Origin of the sequence: Tenacibaculum amylolyticum, from assembly GCF_964511145.1 — a bacterium.
GTDB classification, from domain to species: domain Bacteria; phylum Bacteroidota; class Bacteroidia; order Flavobacteriales; family Flavobacteriaceae; genus Polaribacter; species Polaribacter amylolyticum.
Genome location: NZ_CAZEFZ010000063.1, coordinates 250910 through 269881, shown reverse-complemented (window position 1 = coordinate 269881; position 18972 = coordinate 250910). Strand labels below are relative to the sequence as shown.

The 18972-nt window shown below is 30.0% G+C and carries 13 protein-coding genes; 2 read left to right on the top strand and 11 right to left on the bottom strand.

The window, feature by feature from the left end:
- Positions 1-31: 31 nt before the first annotated feature.
- Both ACKTTC_RS14325 and ACKTTC_RS14320 read right to left on the bottom strand, forming a co-directional pair.
- The gene (locus ACKTTC_RS14325; RefSeq protein ID WP_408040526.1) at positions 32-6682 is read right to left on the bottom strand and encodes a coiled-coil domain-containing protein; all 6651 of its coding nucleotides are present in this window, start codon (positions 6680-6682) and stop codon (positions 32-34) included.
- 565 nt (positions 6683-7247) lie between these two features.
- Positions 7248-7748 carry a hypothetical protein gene (locus tag ACKTTC_RS14320; protein ID WP_408040525.1) on the bottom strand — a complete coding sequence of 167 codons (501 nt, stop codon included), beginning with the start codon at positions 7746-7748 and terminating at the stop codon, positions 7248-7250.
- Between the two features lie 146 nt (positions 7749-7894).
- Here ACKTTC_RS14320 and ACKTTC_RS14315 point away from each other — a divergent pair, with 146 nt between their 5' ends.
- Both ACKTTC_RS14315 and ACKTTC_RS14310 read left to right on the top strand, forming a co-directional pair.
- The gene (locus ACKTTC_RS14315; RefSeq protein WP_408040524.1) at positions 7895-8962 is read left to right on the top strand and encodes a helix-turn-helix domain-containing protein; all 1068 of its coding nucleotides are present in this window, start codon (positions 7895-7897) and stop codon (positions 8960-8962) included.
- A 597-nt stretch (positions 8963-9559) separates the two neighbouring features.
- Positions 9560-10660: a discoidin domain-containing protein gene (locus ACKTTC_RS14310; RefSeq protein ID WP_408040523.1), complete on the top strand. Its 1101-nt coding sequence runs from the start codon at positions 9560-9562 to the stop codon at positions 10658-10660.
- Between the two features lie 215 nt (positions 10661-10875).
- Here the strand turns inward: ACKTTC_RS14310 and ACKTTC_RS14305 are convergent, their stop codons facing one another.
- The 9 genes from ACKTTC_RS14305 to ACKTTC_RS14265 are packed head-to-tail and all read right to left on the bottom strand — an operon-like array spanning position 10876 to position 18947.
- Positions 10876-11931, bottom strand: a complete 1056-nt coding sequence (locus ACKTTC_RS14305; RefSeq protein WP_408040522.1) for an AMP-binding protein — start codon at positions 11929-11931, stop codon at positions 10876-10878.
- Positions 11932-11941: 10 nt separating this feature from the next.
- Positions 11942-12907, bottom strand: coding sequence for a CPBP family intramembrane glutamic endopeptidase (locus ACKTTC_RS14300; RefSeq protein WP_408040521.1), 966 nt, complete (start codon positions 12905-12907; stop codon positions 11942-11944).
- A gap of 4 nt (positions 12908-12911) precedes the next feature.
- Positions 12912-13952 (bottom strand): o-succinylbenzoate synthase, encoded by a 1041-nt coding sequence (locus ACKTTC_RS14295; RefSeq protein ID WP_408040615.1) that lies wholly within the window; start codon positions 13950-13952, stop codon positions 12912-12914.
- A 40-nt stretch (positions 13953-13992) separates the two neighbouring features.
- Complete coding sequence (locus ACKTTC_RS14290) at positions 13993-14517, bottom strand: SRPBCC family protein (protein ID WP_408040520.1); 525 nt, start codon at positions 14515-14517, stop codon at positions 13993-13995.
- A 1-nt stretch (position 14518) separates the two neighbouring features.
- On the bottom strand, positions 14519-15196 hold the full coding sequence (locus ACKTTC_RS14285; RefSeq protein WP_408040519.1) for a metal-dependent hydrolase: 678 nt from the start codon (positions 15194-15196) through the stop codon (positions 14519-14521).
- A gap of 38 nt (positions 15197-15234) precedes the next feature.
- Positions 15235-16164: a 1,4-dihydroxy-2-naphthoate octaprenyltransferase gene (menA, locus tag ACKTTC_RS14280; protein WP_408040518.1), complete on the bottom strand. Its 930-nt coding sequence runs from the start codon at positions 16162-16164 to the stop codon at positions 15235-15237.
- Complete coding sequence (locus ACKTTC_RS14275; protein ID WP_408040517.1) at positions 16155-17663, bottom strand: PH domain-containing protein; 1509 nt, start codon at positions 17661-17663, stop codon at positions 16155-16157. The genes menA and ACKTTC_RS14275 overlap by 10 nt, the downstream gene beginning before the upstream one ends.
- Positions 17656-18165 (bottom strand): PH domain-containing protein, encoded by a 510-nt coding sequence (locus ACKTTC_RS14270; RefSeq protein ID WP_408040516.1) that lies wholly within the window; start codon positions 18163-18165, stop codon positions 17656-17658. The genes ACKTTC_RS14275 and ACKTTC_RS14270 overlap by 8 nt, the downstream gene beginning before the upstream one ends.
- Before the next feature lie 2 nt (positions 18166-18167).
- The gene (locus ACKTTC_RS14265; protein ID WP_408040515.1) at positions 18168-18947 is read right to left on the bottom strand and encodes a (Fe-S)-binding protein; all 780 of its coding nucleotides are present in this window, start codon (positions 18945-18947) and stop codon (positions 18168-18170) included.
- Positions 18948-18972: the final 25 nt, after the last annotated feature.

Below are 18972 nucleotides of genomic sequence, written 5' to 3'. Positions count from 1 at the left end.
TCAACAATCACTAAAAATTTATCTCCTATTTTTATAAAAGAATAATATTTACTATGGTTGGTTGGTATAGTACATTTATCAAATCTCTATTCCCCTCCAAAATTCTGAAAGCATTATTTTGCGTGTTATATTCAATACTATATCCATGAATGTTTAACTTAAAGTCATCAGGTGCAGTAAACGAAATCACATAATTATCTTCTTCTTGTATAAAATTAGTCGGTATTTCTTGTTTATCTCCTAAATATAAACCTTCATCCTGCACCCCTATATTTAAATTAGAGTTAGGAAGGTTATTTACATAACTCTCTGTTGGTTCAAACCTTAATACATCATTTACTCGGTTTAAGTGCTCTCTACTATAATAATGTCTACCTAAACCTGTTACTCTACCTTCATCATCAATCGCTGCAATTGGTATTTGTGCATCATCATAAATATGACGTATGGCTCTACCATTATTATTTATAGTTAATGCTGGTAGGTCATTGTTATCATAACTAGTCATTGTTACTTGTACAGGAATTGGACGTATTAATAAATCATCTATTAATAACCCATTGGTTGTTTGTAATAGAGGTACTTCTCCAATAGCTAATATACTTTCAAAATACTGCCATGTATTTGTAGCTGTAAATAGATCATCGTCTCCGTCTTTTACTATTGTAAGTGTAGCATTAGATGCTCCTACATTATTTTTTATCCAACCAGAAACAACATGTCTAGCATCAGGTGCATCAGTTAAAGATAACACAGAACCCAAAGGTCTTATAGTTCTATTACCAAAAGTAGCACTAAACTCCCCAGAATGCCCACCTAATACAACAGTTCCTCCTAATGAATCAGAATTTCCAAAATCATCAAAATGATAATACTTTGTTGTAGCATTAGAACTATACACGTTTTCTCCTCTAAATGTAGCTATTGGTTTTTCATTATCTGAATCCATTAGCATACTATGATCAAGTTCATCAGCATCTTTCCAAGCAACAGCAATACCTGATTTTTCATCTCTTTTGGTAATGGTTTTTGTTGCAATCCAATTATATGGATTCCTTTCTGAACGTTCTATTAAAGTTTCAACGTTCGTTTTTACATCATTATGATGTGATGACAAACTTGTTAGTCTACTTCTTAGTTGAGTGATTTGATTCGTTATAGAACTTATATTACTTCGTAAATCACTACTTGTTAAAAGATTTGGAAGATTAGTATTTGACAAAGATTCTAGTGCCGTAACATACCCTGAAATTACACTTACATCTTGGCTAATTAAATTAATCACATTCTGATAAACTGAAGGCTCTAATTCACCTGAATGTAATACATTTAAGCTATTGCTATTGATCTTTTCCAGTTTATTAGAAAATGTTGAATAAGCGTTATCGATACCTCTAAAAAGAGTTAGCGTATTTTCTACTTTAGTTTTATCAGGTGCATTATTGTTAACCAAGCTTTCTATTTCTTCTTGTTTTTCTCTAATTTCAATGTTCTTCTGGTCTATATCTCCTTGAAACTCTACTATACTTTCCTTAAGGTTTTTTATCTGATTTTCATATCTTTTAATCTGAGCAGCGTATTCTACAGCAACATAAATTCCGTAAAAAGGAATAAATACTTTTGGAAAATTTTCTCTTCTATATCTTCCCCAATCACGATAAGTACTAGATATACTTCTAGAATTTACATTTATTTGTTCTCTCAAACTACTAACAACTTCCTTTAGATCTAGTATTTCTCTATTAAGCTGGTCTGTACGAGTTTTATTAGTTGTAAATTCTAACATATACGCTTCTAACCTTCTTCTATATTGATCTAACCCTTCTTGTAAAGTTTTTATTGACTCAAAAGATTCTGAAAAAGAATTTTGCAATGCTACCCCTGCTTGAACAGTTTTAGGTGAATTAGGGTTTAGTCGTATAAAGTCCAATTCATAGTTTTCTGCTAAAGTTTCTTGCGCTAATAAATTAGCTGCTGGTAGACTTACTTTTGATGTATAAAGTTCTTTTATATCCTCTTTCTCATTAGCTAACTTATACATTGTTTTAGGTAAAGACAGTTCTTTCTCATTTACCATAAAACTCCCATAATCAGTATAGTCAAGTTTTTTTATTACTTCTGCATTACCACCTATCTGGGTCGTTTCTGTTTTACTTAAACGTTCTGTTAATCGATTTGATAATAAAACATCTTCATTCACTTCTGAAACATATACATAAGAGGTTTTATGTAGTTCTTCTTCTCCATTAGGACTTGTACCTTTTATTACTTTATTACGCATACGTAGTCCATGATGAATAAACTTATAGTCCTTAACAGTTCTATGAATTACACCATCTAATACATGTACGTTCTCAATAGGGCGCACTTGATAGTTTTTAGTAATTCCTAATGAGGCACCTTCTCCTGTTCTTTCTAAAATATCATGTTCAAAAACTTTGTAATACGTATAATCCCTAGAAACTGCCTCTTGATTTTTATTATAAACTATAGTTGCATAAGGATGTCCTTGTAAGACATTAATATTACCATTATCGAATCCTTTATGATAGTCTTCTTTATATTTACTATCATAGCGTACTAACTGGTCTTCAGAAATTCGTTGTACTTCAGGTTGAGATGGATATCCTGTTATATTGATTCCATCCTTTCCATAAGCATTGTAACGGTTGTAATAGTAATGCGTTATATATCCATCATCCGTTTCCTCTAAGGCTATAGCCTCATTCACAGGATGATCTGTACTACTTGGGATATCCGTAGTTTTTCCATAAAATGCAATTCCTGATCCTGAGTCATAAGCTATTCCATCTGTTCCATAACGATAATGATGATATCCTAAGGATTCATTCCCTTGTTTGATGCTCACTTTTACTACCGGATAATCGTATAAAGTAGTCTCATTTAAATTTCTTCCTGCAACCTTATGTAAGGTTACATTACTAGCTTCTCTATATGAAGGCCTGCTATTACGGATTTTAGCTGTAGCTCCAATAGTAGGATGAACCCTTGTTAAAAAAGGATTTTTAGTTACATAACCATTTGCTTCTACAGGTCCATAACTAACATAAGCTCCTCTTCCTACCGTTGCTGATAGTGAATCTTGATGTACAACTCTATCATAAAAAGGCAACTCTACAGATTTGTATACCTCTCCATTATGTAATTGCTTTACATAGTTCTTTAATCCTGCTGGAGTTTTTAATGTATATGGAATAAAATTATCCTTTATACCATTAGTTCCTCCTACCAAAGTAGTCGTATTATCTAATGTAAATATATCATCTGTAACATTCTCCCAGATACCATTAGGTTGTCTGTTAAATAATTTTCCATTAGTAGAAATAAAGTTATTAGCTATAGAAGTACTCTTATGGTTGGTACCTATAATATCTTTAGCTATTTCTTTAGCTATAGGTCCTACTAGAGAAGATGCAAAACCAGCAACATTAGAAGCTTCGTTAATAACAGACATTGTTTCTTCTGCTACCCCAGCTAATTCTCCTGCAATAGGAATCACTAAAGTTGCTACTTGAATAGCTACATTTAAAGTTTCTGATGACGTATTAATTGCCTGTAAAACAAACTCTGAGGTTGGAATTTGCTCTGTAGAAGCATTTGAAATTAAACTCCATGCATTCTCTCTAGTTCCCAAAGCATTAGGATTAAATTGATAAAACTCAGGGGTCTTGTATGTTTTATCTGTATCTTCTACCAAAGCTGAAGTTACATCATTTCCAAAACTGCTTGTATAATATGGTGAACTAATTTCTTTACCATAAAACTCTTTATTTCCTACATATCTAAATGCATAATTCTTTCCATTTGCGGGTACATCAGATAGATTAGGCACTAATAAACTATGCGACTGCCCTACTTTGTTAATTACATCACCTACAATAAATGTATTAATACCTTCTTGTCCAAATGCTGAATGCAAGTGCTGCAAACTTATCTTACTATAATCTTCACTCCACACTATTGCATAAGTACTATTTATCTTATTAATATCAGGGGTCAATCCTGCAAGAAGATCTCCAAAAATTGGTGCATCTGAAATTGTTGGGTATTTATTCTCATCTAAATTGCTATAGGTTTGTAGCACCGCAAAAGAGTTCCCTAAATCTACATCTATATTTCCATCTCTTCCTAATAGCTCTCCTAATCGTTGTATCTTTGATGAATATGCTTCATCAGGTTCATTTTCTTTTTGTGCTAAACCTGCTGCTACTTTAGCTTTTTTATTAACCTGTTTATTAGACTGGTTCCATTTCATATTTTCATCATGATGGAAAATAGTTATGTCTGCATTTACTCCATAAGAATCTGTAATCACAGCTAAAATCATATTATTTTTAGCTGTGATAGCTGAACGGTGTTGAGCTTTTTGCAACTCAGTTTCTCCTCCTAAGTTAAATACATCATTTAATTGATCTTCCACTAAATGAGTTCTGGTTTCAATTAGCTCATCAAAATCTGACTTTAAGACTGTAAAATCTGTATTCCAAATAAGCCCATCCCAGCTATAGATATACATAAAATCAGTTAACTCATCTAGTACTACTACAAAGTTATCTCCAGAATCCATGGTAAAAAACTTACTTGTAATTTTAGCCACTTCTCTGCTTAAATCCCATTGCCCAGGTACTAGTGTATTCTTCCTAAAAATATCTATCTGAGAGCCTCCTAAAGACCGTGTAAGCGCAAAAAAATCTTTTTCCATCGTAATATGGTATACTTTTCTTGGAAATTTTTCTTGATCTTTTGTTCTTTTTTCATAAAGTCTTTTTAAATTAGCTATAAATGAATTTCCTCCAAATATATTTTCAAAATACGTCTCTAAAGAAGACAAGACATCTAATGCTACATCTTTTATAAGTTGCCCTGTTCCATCAAACCAATCTTTTATAGCCTTTTTTACATTCTTTTTAGCTATTAAATCATCTCCTACCCGATATATTGTTTTGGATGCATCTGTAACAGCATTATTTAAAGCATTAAAAGCTTCTGATAAAGGCACAATTCTTCCTATAAACCTTCCCAGATCTTCTTTAATACTTTTCCATATACTTTGAGTATAACCATCTTTAGCTCTATAATTATCATAAAAATAATCATCAAAAACACCTTTATCATCCTCTATCCAACGATCCCCTATCCATTGGTACACTTTTACATAACTTTTACGATTGGATATATCCATAGATTCGAAAATAGCCACTACATAATCGGTTCCATAGAATAATTGTGGTGCTGTCCATGGTACTCTTTCTGCATCTGGATATTCTGGATTCTGAATCCTATCAGGAAAAGTAATCGGGATATTTTTAGATGCTCCATTAATTTGCTGTTTCCCATAATGATAACCATAACTTATTCCATCTGGTAGTGTTTGTTGCTTTAACGCTCCATATAAAGCTCCTGTATTGGGGTTGTATAAATTTGTGCCAGTAGCTGTCAAGTTAGCGTTAACTCCATCTATACTTGTTCCATCTTCATTTTGTTTTAATCCAAAATAATCGAATACTGTGGCTGGTTTATAACGATCTTCTCTTGAATCGTTGTAATTAATAGAAGTTAGCATTCGTTTTTGTAAGGCAGTTCCTTCTTTTAAAAACTCATACCCTAATACAACTTCTTTTTGCAAATCTCCTCCTCTGTTGTATAAACCTATTTTAGAAATATACTTACGTTCGTAACGTTCTTGATAAGCATCTTGATCATTGGTTAGATCAACTTCTCCATCAATCATGTTCTGATGCTCTGTATGCGGATCTTGATATTCATTTGAAGTTTTATCTGCATAAGTAAACCGAATTGTTTTATTACGTAATCCTTTTACTTCTTTTAAATAGGTAGCTCTGGTATGTCTTTTTGAATTAGTAGCACTTCCTACTTGCTCTTCTTCTTGCATATAGGTAAGTTGTACTTGCTCTCCATAAATATCTTCTATTGCTGAAAGATTATACGCTACAGGTACACAACTTTGATTATCTGGAATTACGGAACTACCAATCCAGTTATCCCATTTAACATTATATTCTACACTATTAGAGCGGTGCTTTACCAAATTTCCTAATTCAGGTATTTCAGTTTTTTTAGGTGTAATTGTAAAATTACCATCTCCGTAAATATATATATTCCCATCTGGATGAAAGAATTGCCATTGATCTTGGTCTAATATATGCTTAATTACCCAATCTGATTGTTTGGCAATACGGTATTCTTTTACTCCATTCGTTTCACTTATAAATAATAAAGAATAGGTATTTCCTTCATTATACAACAAAAATGTATCATCTTCTGTATTTCCTGTTTGTTGTGTTAAACGAATTACTTTGTTTTCTGGATATGTCCATCCTAAACCAATAACCCCTTGTTTCTGTTCTAAGTTCCAAGTACTCGCTTTGTTTTGTACTCCTTCACTATTATAAGTTAAAAAGGCTTTATATCCTTCAACAGAAAATAAGGATTCGTGAAAACTTACATTTCCAGTTCCCATTTCAACATTTTTAGCAGCAACACTACCTCCGTTTGAGTTTTGAGTAGTTGTATTCATTACGGAAGAATCATCTTCAAAAAAAATGGATCGGGCATATGCTGGACTCGGGAAAAAACTAGTAAATAACATTAGCGTCCATAAAAAATGAGCGCCTAGTTTTCTGCTTTTGCTTGTACTCATAAAATTTTAATTTGTTTAATAATTAAGCAGCTAAAGTAGTATGAGGCATATTTCAAAAAAAATTATAGTTGTCTTACTAATCATTTTTGGTACACAAAAACAACATAAACACATCACTAATAATAATTTAATAAAAAAACATAAAAAACTGAGACATCAAATGGGACATCAAATGAGACATCAAATGAGACATATGATAAGGTTATCTAAAATATATTTTGATACAAAAAAGCAATCTTATTTTTAATAAAATAGAATTTTGTTTGTTACTGTTTTTCTATTGAAATAACCTTATTTATATTGTAATAGTTATATAATATCCTCATAAGACCGATAAAACATTATATCTTTTTGGTTTACAACTAATATAGTTAGGTAAAACACTTCGTTATCTAAGTTAATTAATAAGCCAGCTTAGTAAAATAGTAAGCTAATGGAGTTTGTAGCATAACTAACAGGGTATCTAACCCTAATAGTTAAGTAAAAAAATAAGCCAGCTTGGTAATTAACCAAACTAGCTTATTATAAAACCTATATGTATAGGTTACTTACCACAATATAGTGGTTACTCAACAGGTGCGTCTGATACAGTACCAGAATTACTTCCTGTAATGCCTTTTTTACTAAAAAATTGTGCTAAATCTGTTTGTTTTGCTTCATAACCTGCTACCGAAGTACTATTTTTATACTTGGTATAATTATACTCTGTAAGTGTGTCTTGATAATTATCCCAATCGTGTAGAATCTTGGCATTTTTTAGGCCCATGTGTAAATTACCAAAACGTTGTAATAGCATTTCTATAAAGTTACGAGAAGCAAAATCTCTAGTAAATTCTTCCCAGTCTATATCTGGGCTACTTAATTGAGGCTGATTCTCTCGATACTCTTTTACTTTGTTAATTACTAATTTGTTTTGCTCGTTTACACTACCATATTGCCTACGCTCATCTGGTGTAAGGTTTGCTAGTTTGTTGGCTAAAGCAGTTTCTAAAGTTGTTAAAGCATCTTTAATAGCAGTTTGTTCGTCACTAGTAAAGTGACGCGATTCAAAATTGTTAAATCGCATTTCTTTTTCATTTTAAATTAATACTAATTAAATATATTGTTTTAAACCCAAAACAACAAACTCATTAACAACACATTAACACTTTAATTTAAAATAACTGTAAGTAATTTTATAATGTTAAGACCTATAGAAAAATTAACTCCCCCATGACTATTAAAATATTTATAGAAATATTAAATTTTCTGATATTTTCACAAGCAACAATTTTTGGTTTACAATTTATTCTATCAAAAGATAGATATAGAAATATTTTATTTCTAGGAATATTATTAGTTACTATTGGTATAACTAATTTTCCTTCATTATTTACTTTTTTAGACCTAAGAATAGTTCATAAAAATCTTTTTATGCTTTTTATGCTTTTTTTGTCTATCCCCTTTTTTTATATACATTTACTTACCTATAAAAAATCTAATTTTCATTCTAAAGACTTCCATTTTATTCTACCTAGTATTATTGCTTTTATAACTAGTTTTATAATATTATATTTTAAAATAGAAATAGACACAAAATATTTATCTAGTTTACATATTCTTCTTTTCACTGGAACTTTTTTAAATTTCTTTTTAGCTTTAATAATTATTCCTTTCGTTTTTAATAATTTACATAAAAACGAATACTCTTTTAAAACTATTGGTTTAGAGAATTTAATACGAATTTATACTGCGCTATTGTTTTTAAGTTCTTATCCTATATTATTAATATTTAATAACAATGTTTACATTAATATAATTGTTAGCTCTATACTATTACTATTAGTATATTGGTTTATTATTGAAGGATGTACTCCATTCTTAATTAAGAAAAAAACAATAAAAAAAGAAACTATAGCTGTATTATTACCTAAAAATATAGAAGAATTACAAAAAAAATTTCACATCATAAATTCTTATATAGAAGAAAATGAAGCTTACAAAAAAAGCTCTCTAACATCCAAATGTTTGGAAGGATCTATCGGAATTCCTTCAACTAAAATAGCCAAGGCTATTAATTTTATAACAGGTTTAAATACAAAAACTTATTTCAATAAGTTACGTATACAAAAATCAATAGCACTTCTAAAAAGTCCTGAACATAAACACTATACTATAGAAGCTATTGGTAAGGAAGTTGGATTTGAATCTAGAACTACTTTTTACCGTGCTTTTAAAAAAGAAATGAACTGTACTCCTAAAGAATACCAACAAAAAATTACCACTAATTCTATTTCTTAAAATTATTTCATTTAAACTCATTACAAGTAGTATAACTATTTAGGTTTTCTTCCTTTCCTTCTCTACTTTATAACTTTAATTTAAAATTATCACTAAAAATACTTATTGTATATTGAGTAATGAAACTCTAAAATAAATTTTAGATGCCTTAACTGAATGTACGTATTATATAAAATGAGAATATGATTGTTTTTTTCTTTCTGATTTCGACAATGCTCAATCATCAGAAGAAATATTTGAACTGATACTTTAAAAATCTTTTTTCGTTTTTAACAAACTTGACTTCTCTCTAATTTTTAACTCAGAGTAGATTTACTCTCTAAAGTTTATCTATTCCAATGTAGAACAGTTAAAAAATGTTTCAAAACTCTGTTTTGATACTTTAATCTACATGTAAAAAACAAAAAAGTAACATAATTGAACCTTTATATAAGTGATCTTTAGAGAAAATAAGTATCAAAAAAAACTTTTGATACAAATGCTATTCCTGTAAAACATGGATAAGAATATATCTTTGTAGTAGAAAATCAAAACAATAACATTTCCGGAAAAATATTGTTTCTCAGATTTAAAATATTAACCTTTAATAATTTTAACATGAAAAAAAATAATTCATTTTTAAAGTCATTTATATTATCTGGTATCTTTTTTTTGGGAATATTATCCTCATGTAATACAGAAGACTCTGTTGATAAATTAGAAATAGATGCCACCGTTAAGGCAAAAAAATTAGATAATACCCCAATAACATCTTCTAGATCAAGCAATACACTTACGAGTACAGTTCTTAGTGCTGCAAGTTTTACTTTTACACAAAGAGGCAGTAATGCTGATGATTTTTTTAGCAATTTTAATTTTGGTGAGCTATATGATGGAAACACTAGCAATGGTATTGGTGTAGGTAGATTTACAGGTGGTAATACTTTTTTCGATTTAGATATTCGTTTTAATTCACCAATTACAATTAACGACCTTACTATATATGGTCGTTTTACGGGGTATCAAGTTTTTTTATTTAATGAAAATGGATCTACTACTCCTAGTTCTCTATCAACAAGCACTTCTGATAAAGTTTCTTTTACTAATAATAATCCAAGTAGATTAATTACAGGTATACGTATAAGATTTAGAGGTAGTTCAGGTATTCTTTTAGTTGGAGGATTATTTGAAATTGAAATTACTACTCCAAATAATCTTGCCTCAAACCAACCCGTAGCACTTAGTACCAGTTCCCCTACTCCAGGAGATTTTGGAGCAAATAATTTGGTTGATGGTAATCTATTTGATCTGACACATACTAATGATTTTAGACAAGCATGGGCTAGAATAGATTTGGGAAGAAATTACCAATTAGATAGAATAGTAATTTTTAATAGAACAGATAATTGTTGTGTAAATAGATTAGGTAATTTTAATGTTATAGCATCTACAAATCCTATAAATGAAATAGATAACGATCTAGATAGAGCTGTAGAAGGCTTAAATAATGGTATAACTACTCCTCCAATTTCAATAACTAATATTGAAAATTCTCCCGGTTTTGTAAGAAGGATTTTTGATAGTACAGGTGGGCGTAGTGTTATTGGATTAAACTTTTCTGGTGAAACTGCAAGGTATGTATATGTTCTACAAGAATCATCAAATGTAGCGCTTAACTTAAGAGAAATCCAAATTTTTGGACGTGAAGTTTCAAATTAATCAGTAAACTTCATCATATATTGTTTTTATAACCCTCGTTAAGTACGAGGGTTTATCATTTTAAATTAGCTACCTAAATTACTTCAAAAAAAGTTGCTTATAACGATAAGTAGACAATATAATTTTATTTTTATGATGACATTAAAAATCATTATAAAGAGTGTTTTACCAAATAACTTCGTTACAAAACAAATAAAGTTACTCAGAATAAAACATCATATCAACTCCAATGTTTTTGTACGTTGTATTTTTTTTGTTTCTGTTTCTATAAATTGTTTTACAAAATAGATTTCTTTAGGTATTTCGTATTTGTGTAGTGTGGTTAGTTGAGAAATCTGTTTATTTAATTTCTCGACTGCGTTCGAAGTGGCATTATCTTCTATGATTAGAATTAACTTCTCTCCTAATTTTTCATCTGGAATTCCTGCAACAAAAAATCGATTCGTAAGTATTTGTGCTAGTTTTTCTTCTATTTGTTCTGGGTGTAGTTTTACACCTCCAGAGTTAATTACATTATCATAACGACCTAGCCATTCAAATTGAGTATCTGACACTAATTGTACAATATCGTTCGTTACTACCATTTCATCTGAAACTTTTGGCGCTTTTATTAGCAAACAGTTTCGATCGTCTCGGTAAATTTGAACGTTAGTAAGTACTTTATAAAAGTTAGGTATTCTATCTATATGGTTTAGTTTTTTAACTGCAATATGCGTAATTGTTTCCGTCATTCCATAGGTAGCATATACTTTTGTTGGTATATCTTGAAGCTGTTTTCTAAGGGAACCAGACACCACTCCTCCTCCAACAATTAGCTTTTTTATTCGATGAATATCTTGTAATGAGTTTTCTAATTGTAAGGGTACCATTGCAGAAAAATCGTAGACTTTTTCTGTCTTTATTAATGGATTTGAGATTGGTGCTACTATATCTAAATGCCATCCTAACGTTAGCGCTCTAACCAGCATCATTTTTCCAGCTATATAATCAACAGATAAACATAATAAAGCTGTAGTTTTTTCTTTTATGTTGAAAAACTCCCCTGTAGCTAAAGTTGAGTTTTTCATATATTCTTTTTTTAACTGAATAGGTTTTGGCGTACCTGTAGATCCAGAAGTTTTTACAATTACATATTCTTTTTCATCAAACCAATCTGTTAGAAATTCTTTTAAAGAAGTATCTTCTTTTTTACAATATGCTAATACTTCTTTATCACTAGAAAAATGTATTCCGTTTAATTGAAAATTGACATGAAAACTTCTCTTTTTCATAGTAACACTATTATCCTAGTCCTTCTATTTGCTGAATTTCAGTATCTGTAGGTTTTTCTACTTTACCAAATAATTTCTCTTGCCAGTTTTTCCATCCATATTTTTTAGAAAGAATGAAAAACATGAGTGGATACAATACTAAAACAGGGAAAAACATTTCAAGACTTACAGAAGGTTCTGAGTGATCTATATACAATGCATCTGTTTGAAAAACGGTCCAATTTGTTGTTACAAAAACGGCTGCTGTAATATTATTAATTGCATGAAAACCTAAGGCTAACTCAGTTCCTTCGTCCATTAAGGTTAATACTCCATAAAACAATCCTGTTCCTATATAAAACACCATTGTTATATATCCTAGTTTTGCTACTTCTGGATTTGCAGCATGTAATAATCCAAAAATACTACCTGTTAAAACTAACGGTAACCATCTATTTTTAAATAAAACTCCAAAACCTTGTAATAAATAGCCTCTAAATAATAATTCTTCAAAACTTGTTTGTATTGGTAAGAATACAAAAGAAACAAAAACTAATGTAAAAAATGGTACAGGCTTAAAATTCCAAGTATAATCTTCTGGAGACATTAGTATTCCAACAGCTACTGTTATAACCGCTACAACTCCCCATGATATAAATGCAAACCAAAATCGTTTCCAATCAATTTTATCTCTTGAAGTTATTAATGTTTTGATGCTACGTTTATGAATGTATTTTATACATAAAAGCAGTGTAAGTAATCCTATTGCAAACATTAGAATTACTAAAAACAAATATAAATTACTATTAATTCCTAGCCCTGCAAAGCTGTCTTCTGCTGCTTTTAAAAAGCTTGTTGCATCTCCAGCTTTAGCTATGGCTACAACAACTAAAGGAAGTACTCCAAAAAATTGCCATCCAACTAGAACAGCTATGATTGTTATTAAATATAAATACCATTCGTTCCTGCCTTTATAAGCTTGCTGTATGTAATTCATAATGTTATTTTAAATTAAAATCCCATGATAAGGATGTATTATATTTTAATGCTCCGTTTTCTACTTGTAATGGACTCTCAAAATTATTGGTAAATAAACCTCCTGTTCCTAAGCCTTGCGGCATATTACTTTGTAAAGTGTATGTCCATTGCGCTATTGCATTTAACCCAATATTACTTTCTAAAGCAGAAGTAATCCACCAACCGATATTGTTTTTTTCAGCTATTGAAATCCATTCGTTACTTCCTATTATACCTCCTACCAAACTTGGTTTTAGGATAATATATTGCGGTTGTATGGTTTGTAGCAATTTCTCTTTTTCTGTTACAGAAAAAACTCCTATTAATTCTTCATCTAATGCAATTGGTAATGGTGTATGTTCACATAATTCTGCCATTTCTTGCCATTGCCCCTGTTTTATAGGCTGTTCTATAGAGTGTAAATGAAATGCTGATAATTGTTTTAGTTTTTCTAAAGCATCTTTAGGTGTAAAAGCACCATTTGCATCTACTCTTAACTCTATCTCTTCTGGAGAAAATTCACTTCTGATATACGCCAATAAACGTAGTTCCTCTTCAAAATCAATTGCTCCAATTTTCATTTTTATGCATGAAAAGCCAGCTGCTATCTTCTCTTTAATTTGGGTTTTCATGAATGTTTTATCCCCCATCCAAATTAGTCCATTTATTGGAATTGGATTTTCATTGTATATGAAATCTGAAGGAAATAACTCAAAAGAAGTTGTTTTACTGTTTAGTGATAACAATGCTTGTTCTAATCCAAATTGAATAGAAGGAAACTCTATTAATTCTGAAAGTAATATAGCTTCATCTAAATTAATATTTTCACACAACCATTGTAGTTTATCTTCATAATCTGGTCTATCATCGGTACTTAATCCTTTGAACACTCCACATTCTCCTATACCTCTTTTCCCTTCTCTTGTGAGTATTAAAAAATAGGTTTCTTTGGTTTTTAAAACTCCTCTTGAAGTACCACTAGGTCGTTTAAATTCTAATATATATTTATGAAAATTTGCTTGAATCAATTGCTTTGTTTTTAAACTATTCAGGAAACTAAACTATTTAGTTTTTACCGCTTTCAATAAAAGATTTAAAGTTATTTAAATACCCTTGGTCTTGTCCTTTTAAAACGGATTTGAAATATGGGAAAGTACAACTCAATAAATACGAATTACTTTTACAAATAGAGTTATTTGTTATTGTTGTAACGCCATTTTCAAAACTAAAAGTATAATCGTCTGTTTTTAGCATATTTCCAGCATCAAAATACAATGTCACCTTTTCATTAGGCACATATGCCATTACCTTTTCTTGTAATGTAATTTCTTGACCGTCTCTACTCGTTACAACCATTTTATAAGTACTTCCTGTTTTCCCAGGCTTTTCATCTATAGCTTCAATTGATTTTAACTCAGGAATCCAATTTCCAATTTTTTCGCTATTGTTAAACATTGAAAAAACCTCCTCTATTGGTTTGTTTATAGAAACTTGTGTGGTGTACTTTGTTTCTTTAAAAATAAGTCCTGTTGATAGAAATATAACTGCTATGGCTATAATAATACCTAATATTATTTTTATTCTCTTCATCTTAAATTACTATGGATGCTCCTATTTCTAATGTTACTAATTCTTTATTTGCTTCTGAGAATTCCTTTATTGCATTTGCTACATCTATTTCTATTGGTGGAAATGTATTATAATGACAACCTATTACCTTATTACATTCAACTAGATTTGTTGCAATGATTGCATCTTTTACTCCCATTGTAAAATTATCTCCTATTGGAAGAATTGATGCTGTTAATTTTGTCGTCATTGGTATTAATTTCATATCCATAGTTACGGCTGTATCTCCTGCAATATATAAAGACGTATCTCCTGCTGTTACAACAAAACCTCCAGGTTGTCCTCCATAAGTTCCATCTACAAAAGATGATGTATGGACTGCATTTACATATTTAGCTGAAAAGGTTTCTGTAGTAAAAGTTCCTCCATGATTTACCGGGTGTCCTTTTAAATTCTTTGCTCCGTAATACATTACAATTTCATAATTAGAAATAATGGTCGCTCCAGTTCTTTCTGCTATTGCTTCTACATCTAATACATGATCTTGATGTGCATGTGTTATTAGAATATAATCTGCTTTAATTGTATTGATATCTATATGTGAAGCTTTTGGGTTTCCTGTAATAAAAGGATCTACTAAAATGTGTGTGTTATTTACTTCTAATCCAAAACATGCATGTCCGTAAAAGGTTATTTTCATGGTATTGTCTTTCTTGTTAGTTTGTTTCTCTTATAAAATTACAAAACGTTGCCTAGTCCAAAAAGTATGGCAAATAAAAACGTGCTTAAAGCTACTTTCTTCAATTCCCCATCTAGTAATACTTCTTCTTTGTTATTATATACAAAAAATAAGTGCTTTACTAATGGTATGTAAGCAACTAAAAATAAAAACTGTAAAGGTGTTCTATATTGAATAGCTGTGTACAATAATGCGAATAATAATGAAGACCCTATTAAATAATAATGATAATATTTTGCAAATTCTGCACCTATTTTAACTACAATAGTACGTTTTCCTGATTTTGCGTCATTTTCTCTATCACGCATATTATTTAAATTCAATACTGCTGTACTTAATAAACCAATAGAGAATGCAGGTAAGAATATGGTAAAGTTAATCTCTTTTGTATATAAAAAATAGGTTCCTACAACTGCTAACAAACCAAAGAAAAGAAACACAAAAATATCACCAAATCCACTGTACCCATAAGCAGAATTCCCTACTGTATATTTTATTGCCGCAATAATGGAAGCTATTCCTAAACCGAAAAACAACAATGAGTACATAAAGTTTTCTTTTCCAAATGCTGTATAGATTAATGCAATAGCTACAATTAGTGTAAAAATCGTAGTTACAATCATAGCATTTTTCATTTGTTTTGGTGTTATTGCTCCAGATCCTACCATTCTAGCTTCTCCTTTTCTATTTGCATCGGTTCCTTTTACTCCATCTCCATAATCGTTTGCAAAATTAGATAACACTTGAAATCCAATAGTGGTTAAAATTGCTAACCAGAAAATAGAGGTTAACCAAAAATATCCTTTAAAACATCCTGGGTTATTGATATAAGCTATTTCATATCCTAATGCGCTCCCTACTATAATTCCTGAAACAGAAAGTGGCAAGGTTCTTAATCGTGCAGCTTTTATATAATTTTTTACATCCATTTTTCGTTGCTTGTCTCTACTTTGTATAAAATATGATTATAAATTTCCATAGCTCTATTTGTTGGCACACTTGGTATTTTAATTTTTCCAGCGGCAGTTTGCAAAACAATATTTACGATGTTTCGTCTTCTTTGAAAAATTGTTTGTACCGTTTCTATATTTTGAATTTTAAACAATGCTATATAAGTAGCTTTTGTTTCTATAATTCCTCCTCCTACCATTAGAAGATTCTCTGAAAACTTAAAATACTTCTTCTTTATTTTCTGATAGGAAATTATTGTCAATAGCGGTATAAATAATAGATTTATGTATACTAAATGAATCATTTCAGAAAAGAAATACACTCCAAGGTTTAGTAGTAATACAAATAGTAAATTTCTAAGAATTATTCGTTGTTGATAGTATACATGTGGTCTCTCCTTTTCCGTAGTTTCAAGTTCTTCTGTAGTAAATAATGTATGTTTTATTTGTGATAATTGATATGCATTGCAACCTACAATTTTTATCAGTTTATCTTTCTTTTTATTTATAACACCACTTACTGCTTGTTTAAAAACTACATACGATATTCCCAGCTTCTTTTTAATTGGATTTGTTGTAATGGTAATACTTTGTACTTTTTCTCTTTTTAAAACAATTAATTTCTTATTTATTAATCCTTGCTTTATTTCAAAGGCGTTGTCTTTAATTGTAAAAATTAAATCATAATGACGTAAAAATACACGTATAAAAGAGCTGATAATAGCTATGATAAGTAAAATAATAAATAGGCCTACCATTAACATTAGACTTCCAAAAATCAAGTCTTTTCCTTTACTCATGTAACCTTTTAAGACATCTTCTCCTACAAAGTTTTTAAAAACATCTTGTATTTGCTGGTAAAAACCTATTAATAATGCTAAGAAAATCCCTAAGCTTTGAATATGATTTTCAGATAAACTAACCTTAAACAAACTTTTAAAATCTATTTTTAAAAGCGGTGGGACTTTGTCTTCTATAATTTCAGTTTCTTCTTCTGTTATTGGTTTCTTTTTAACCGATATAATTTCTCTTAATGCTTCTGCTGCTTCTAATGACAATGCTTTAATAGAAATCTCGGTTTTATCAGAACCTGCAGTTTCTATACGAACTTCGTATACATTAATTAGTTGTTGAATTAAATTTTGAGAAAAATTGATATTTTGTATTCTATCAAAAGCAATAGCTGTGTCCTTTTTTGAAAAAATCCCTCTTTTCAAAATAAAATAAGTTCCTTCAATTTTAAATTGAAAGTTTCTAAATAATAAGTATGATCGTATTAGTAAAAAAATAAAGAGTACTGATAACCCTAAAATTAAATAGTTTTTTCCTGAAGTACTAAGTAAGTTTAGTTTGGTAAATAACAATAAAAAAACGAACCAAGTCGCTTTAAAAATCTTAATGATTAAATTACCATACATAACAACAATTCCTTTTAATGATTGTCGTGAATATTCGGAAAAATCAAAAGTTTTACTCATTAATTTTTTGGGTAATAAACTCTTTTATTTGCAATGCTTTTTCTCTAGATATTCCTCCTACCTCTAAATCGTCGCTACTATCTCCTGCTGTGAATACACTTATTGTAGCCAATTTAAAAATTCTAGAGAATACTCCTTCAGTTATTTCTATATGTTGAATTCTAGAAAATGGTACCGTAACCATTGTTTGTGTTAGCAATCCACTTTTATAAGAAATATCCTTATCTCTAACTACATATTTTCTTTTGGCAAAACCTGCAATTAAAAGTATAATAGCTACAATAAAAATTATACCAAAAAGGATATAAAATAACGTTTTGTCTTCAGGTAATCTTTTCTTTAGAAGGTATTCGATAAGTAGCATAAAAAATAAAAAACCACCAATAAAATAGCTTATAGTACTCATTAGAATTACTTTTAAATAGTTTTTTTCTACTTTCTCAAAAGTAACTTCAGCTATATCTGGGTAGTTTTTTATTTCTTTATTTTGAAATTCTTGCATTCTTATAAGCTATTAGCTTCTGCAATTAATTCAGCAATATCTTTTACAACGATTTGGTCTTCTTTCAAGTTGAATTTCACACCATCTGTCATCATAGTATTACAATACGGACAACCTGTTGCAATAATCTCTGGATTTGTTTCTAGAGCATCTTTTGTACGTAGAATATTAATATCTAAATCTCCTCTTTCTGGTTCTTTAAACATTTGTGCTCCACCTGCTCCACAACATAATGCTGTAGATTTATGACGCTTCATTTCTGTTGCATTCACACCTAGTTGATTGATTAAATCACGTGGTGTTTCATATACATCGTTAGCACGCCCTAAATAACAAGGATCGTGGTATGTTAAGCGTTTTCCTTTTAAGTTTTCACTTTCAATAGTTAGTCTTCCTTCTTCTACTAACTTATGAATGTATTGCGTATGATGATATACTGTATAATTTCCCCCTAAACCTGGGTATTCGTTTTTTAACGTATTAAAAGAGTGTGGATCGCAAGTAACAATTGTTTTTACTTCATAAGCATTTAATATTTCAATATTTGTTATTGCTTGCATTTGAAATAAAAACTCATTTCCTGCTCTTTTAGCAGCATCTCCTGTTGAACTTTCTTCGGTACCTAATACTGCAAAATCAACATTAGCTTGGTGTAAAATTTTCACAAAAGATTTTGTGATTTTTTTAGCTCTATCGTCATAACTTCCTGCTGCCCCAACCCAAAACAACACTTCTGGTTGTTTTCCTTGAGCCATCATATCTGTCATTGTTGGTACGTTCATAATATTGTATCGTTTAAGTTGATTT